Raw genomic sequence first — 4,749 nt, 5'->3', positions numbered from 1 at the left:
GGGATTGACCCAACGAATTATTCCGAAAAAATGGTCCTCGTGGTTCACCTGCTCAAATTCATCATATTTTCAAGGAACAAATTTGAATTAAGGCAACTCAAAAATTCGGGCATTTTGGGAAATGGTTCATCACCCCAGGGTGAGGGTGGGCGTGACTTTGCACGCGCCCTGCTTATCCTTCTGTGAACGGTTGACAAAAAACGCGCGCTGGCAATAATTCAAACAATGGATGGTAACAGGTATGGAGTGTCATTCGTCGGGGTATACTGTGCCACATGTTGTCACCCAAAGTAGACCACCGATTGTCACCCAAAGTGTGCCACCCGTTGTCACCCAAAGTACACCACTCGTTTTCACCCGAACTGTGCCACTTGGGTGCTTGAGTCTCTGGCTCCACTCGGGTACACTTCCCGCTCATAGAAAGCGAGGAAGAACCCGTGAGAAAAAAATGGAGACTCACCACCATGGATATACAAACTTTGTTAGGGCGAGTGCGTGCTAACGAATCGGATCGCGGGATTGCCCACGCGATGAAGATCAGCCGCACCACCGTCAAGAAATACCGCACCTGGTTCGAGCAAGAAGGTTTCGTCACGCGAGACCCCCTGCCGAACTTGAGCGAACTGCACCAACGCTTGCGCGCTGTGTTCGGCGATAGCCAACCGCCGCAAAATCAATCATCGATCACGCGCTATCGCGATGAAATCCAGCGCTGGCTCGAGCAAGGACTACGGCCACGCATCATCTTTCAGAAACTCAATGCGCGCCCGGGGTTTACCGCGAGCGAATCCGCCGTGTATCGCTTGTGCAAAAAAATCAAAGCCAGCGCACTGCCCGAAGTGTTCGTGCGCCTCGAGACGCCCCCGGGCGAAGTCGCCCAGGTGGATTTCGGTGAAGTGCGTGCGGTGATCGATCCCGCGACGCAAACGCTACGCCGTACCTGGGTCTTCACGATGGTGCTGGCGTGGAGCCGACATCAATTCGTCGAGTTTGTCTTTGACCAAACATTGACGACCTGGCTATTGTGTCACCAACATGCCCTCGAGTTTTTTGGCGGTGTGCCCACACGCATCGTGATCGACAACTTGAAAGCCGCGATCATTCGCGCCTACACCCGGGATCACGATGCCGAAGTCACGCGCGCATATGCCGAGTGTGCCGAGCATTATGGGTTTCTGATTGATCCGTGCTTGCCTGTACACCCGCGCCACAAAGGTAAGGTCGAACGCGGTGGCGTGCAATACGTGCAACAGAGTTTGGTGCCGCTACTCGAGCCTGACACGACACTGCCGGAGGCGAATACCCAAGCGCGGGCCTGGGTGCTCAGCAAAGCTGGTTTGCGCATTCACGGCACGACGCACCAAGTGCCGCTCACGCGCTTTGCACAGACCGAACAACCGGCACTGATGCCCTTGCCCCGCACGGCGTATGACCCGGCGGTGTGGAAGCAAGTCAAACTCCATCGCGATGGGCATATCGTGTTTGAGAAAGCGTTTTATTCCGCGCCGTGTCGGTTCGTCGGCCAATCCTTGTGGGTGCGGGCCGGACTGCGTGAAGTCCGCCTGTTTTCAGGGGATTTTCAACTGATCGCCACTCACACGCGAGCGACCCAAGCCGGTCAACGGCTGACCCAACTCGATCATCTCCCACCGGACAAGGTGCGGGGAGCCACCATCAACCGGGAGTTATGTCGCGCCGAAGCCCAGGACATTGGTCGGGCCACCACCCAGGTCATCGATGAATTGTTGGAATCGCGTCCGGTCGATAAATTACGTACTGCCATGCGCGTTCTGGAACTGGCGGATAAATACACGCCGGCCCGACTGGAAGCGGCCTGCGCGCGCGGCCTTGCCTTTGGCGACACGAGTCTCGTCACGCTCAAACGCATCTTGACCGAAGGACTTGAACTGGTCACTTTGCCCTTGCCCTCGCTACGCGCGCCGACGCCCGAATCTCTGGCCTTTGTGCGTCCGCCGGAAGAACTCGCCCAGGTCGTGAGTGGAGGTGCCTCGTGGAACTGAAGCAGCACCTCATTCCCAAACTCAAGCACCTGCGCTTGTCCGGTATCTTGGACACGCTCGATGTCCGTTCCCAGCAAGCCCTGGCCGAACACTGGACTTACGCGGACTTTCTCGAGCGCTTGCTCGAAGACGAAGTCGAGCGCCGCGCGCAAAAACAATTAGCCTTGCGGGTGCGCCGCGCGGACCTGGCGAGCGACAAAACCTTGGAGACGTTTGATTTCTCCTTCAATCCTGGGATCAATCGCCAGCGGGTCTATGACTTGGCCACCTGTCAATTCATTCACGAGAAGCGCAATGTCCTCTTGTGTGGCCCGACCGGCGTAGGGAAAACGCATCTGGCTCAAGCGCTTGCCCATTCGGCGTGTCGCCAGGACTTGGATGTTGTCTTCACCAGTGCGCATCTCATGCTGCGGCATCTGCATGCGGGGCGCGCAGATGGCACGTATGATAGACGGCTCGCGGGTTATGTGCGTTCCGACTTGTTGGTCATCGATGACTTTGGACTCAAACCGTTGACGAGCCCAGGACCCGAAGATCTGTATGATGTAATCAACGAGCGTTATGAGAAAGGTTCGATTCTCATCACGAGCAATCGCGCGCCGAGCGAATGGGCGGGTTGGTTTGCCGACCCGCTGTTGGCCTCGGCGGGTTTGGATCGGCTCGCGCACAATGCGTATGTGTTAATCATCACCGGCGCTAGTTATCGGACCCACGGGCGCGAGCAACTCGGCAAGGAGGTGATGCTGGCCTCAGCAACAACCACGCCGTAACCTATCGACCCTAATTCAAATTTGAGCCAGAGATTCATTCAAAAACACTGGCACAGTTTGGGTGAAAACACCCGGCACACTACGGGTGAAAATTGACATGGAGCGATAATGTTTGATTTGACGTATCTCAAGCAAACCAGTGGCTTGGACCAAGTGGTCTTGCGTCAGGTTGAGCAAAAAGTTCAGGCGGATTATCCCGACGACGCGATGCTTTTCGAACTTCACCTTGTGCGCGTGTTGCTGGCGCTCAAACAAGGATGGATCACGTTGGAGCAAATCTTGAGCGAACGCGTGCCCGCGTAACACACTGCCAGAAAATGTTTCTCTCCGCTATTATTCCACTCACCCCGACCAACGCGCCCGCGCCGGAAACAAATCGTTTTTTCGGACGTGAAGCGCACGCGCTCTTCCTGGGTCTCGTTCGCGATGCCGATCCCGCGCTTGCGGAATCGCTCCACGAACCGCGCGGCGAAAAACCCTTTACCGTTTCGATCCTCACCGCTCACCCCCTGCTCCCTCTCTCCTCTCCTGATTCAAAGTATCAGGAGAGGAGAGAGGGGGTTGGGGGGAGTGGGGTGAGGTTTCTCCGCTTCACCGCCTTCGAACCGCGTCTCGCACAAACGCTCGCCGAAAATGTGCTCCCTACGCTGCGCGTCCCGCGCGAAATTCGGCTGGGCAACGCGCGTTTCACAACCGGCGCGCCCATCACCGATCGCGCCGCGCATCCCTGGGCAGCCACGCGCGATCCGCGCGCGCTCGTGGATCACTGGTTCGCGTCGGACGCGCGTCTCGATTCGCGCGTCACCTTGCAATTTCTCACGCCGACCGCGCATCGCGCGATCCATCGCAACATTTTGTTTCCGCAACCGGCGCAACTATGGGGTGGGTGGTTGCGCGCGTGGAACGCGTACGCGCAACCCGCGTTCGAGGACGATCTCATCATGCAAGTCGAGCAGAATGTCGCGCTCAGTCAGTACGCGCTCAAAACCGAGGTCGTGGATTTCGGCGAGTTTCGTCAGGCGGGCTGGGTTGGGCGCGCAACGTTCACGTGTTTTGGCAAGGAGCGCGCGTTGTGGCGCGTACTGCAACTGCTTGCGGATTTCGCGTTCTATTGCGGGACGGGGTACAAGACAACCCAGGGGATGGGTGTGACGAGGAAAATCGAAACATTACGCTAGTATTGCGCCAGAAAAACTCGCGTTGCAACTTGGGGATTGCTTGCCGCTTTGCGGCTCGCAATGACAGGACACGGCATTTCTAAAGTCGCTTGACTCACTTGCCGACCTAACCCCCAACCCCCTTCCCTAAAAGGGAAGGGGGGCAGGGGGATGGGTCTGCAAATGACTTTAGAAAAACCGTGAATGACAGATGTCGGTCTTGTCACACGCGTCGTCTTGTGCTAGAATCCGCGCCGAGAAAGGACAGACGCAATGCGGGATGTGTGGGCGCGCAACCGATGGCTCATCATCGCAGTGACCGTCGTTGACATTTTGCTTGTCATCGGTTTTCTATTTTGGTTCACTCCCGCATCCGATCCTCTGCTGACCGAACCAGAGCCAACGCCGACCGACGAGCCAACACCCACCGACGCACCGACGCGTACGCCCACACCCTCGCCGACGCGCACGCGAACCGCAACCGCGACGCTAACGCTCGAGCCGACCTTGACCGCTACTGCCACGCGATATCTGACGCCCACGCGCACGCCAACACTCGGTCCGGTTCAACCGCCGTACGAATTTCCAACGCCGATTGAAATCGCGCCGCCACCGCGTCCGCGTCCGTCTGCAACTGCCACCGCAACCCGGACGCCGACGCGTGCGCGGTGAAATTTGTAGAGCAAGTTACCAACTTGCAAGTGGCAAGTTAGAAACTTGCCCTACATCGAGTTTCGTAAAGCAAGTTACCAACTTGCAAGTGGCAAGTTAGAAACTTGCCCTACATCGAGTTTCGTAAAG

General features: G+C 57.2%; 5 protein-coding genes. All 5 read left to right on the top strand.

Going from position 1 to position 4,749, the window contains the following annotated elements; all coding sequences use genetic code 11:
* Positions 1-464 precede the first annotated feature (464 nt).
* Positions 465-2,021, top strand: a complete 1,557-nt coding sequence (locus tag HY868_12565; GenBank protein ID MBI5302962.1) for an IS21 family transposase — start codon at positions 465-467, stop codon at positions 2,019-2,021.
* On the top strand, positions 2,012-2,791 hold the full coding sequence (locus HY868_12560) for an ATP-binding protein (GenBank protein MBI5302961.1): 780 nt from the start codon (positions 2,012-2,014) through the stop codon (positions 2,789-2,791). Before HY868_12565 ends, HY868_12560 begins: the two co-directional genes overlap by 10 nt.
* A 108-nt stretch (positions 2,792-2,899) precedes the next feature.
* Positions 2,900-3,094, top strand: a complete 195-nt coding sequence (locus HY868_12555) for a hypothetical protein (GenBank protein ID MBI5302960.1) — start codon at positions 2,900-2,902, stop codon at positions 3,092-3,094.
* Between the two features lie 14 nt (positions 3,095-3,108).
* Positions 3,109-3,969: a CRISPR system precrRNA processing endoribonuclease RAMP protein Cas6 gene (gene cas6, locus HY868_12550; GenBank protein MBI5302959.1), complete on the top strand. Its 861-nt coding sequence runs from the start codon at positions 3,109-3,111 to the stop codon at positions 3,967-3,969.
* A 252-nt stretch (positions 3,970-4,221) separates the two neighbouring features.
* Complete coding sequence (locus HY868_12545; protein ID MBI5302958.1) at positions 4,222-4,620, top strand: hypothetical protein; 399 nt, start codon at positions 4,222-4,224, stop codon at positions 4,618-4,620.
* Positions 4,621-4,749 lie beyond the last annotated feature (129 nt).

The sequence above is a fragment of the Chloroflexota bacterium genome, assembly GCA_016219275.1.
Taxonomy (GTDB): domain Bacteria; phylum Chloroflexota; class Anaerolineae; order UBA4142; family UBA4142; genus JACRBM01.
Note: the sequence above shows the minus strand (reverse complement) of the source record. Positions and strands in the feature narration are given on the sequence as shown.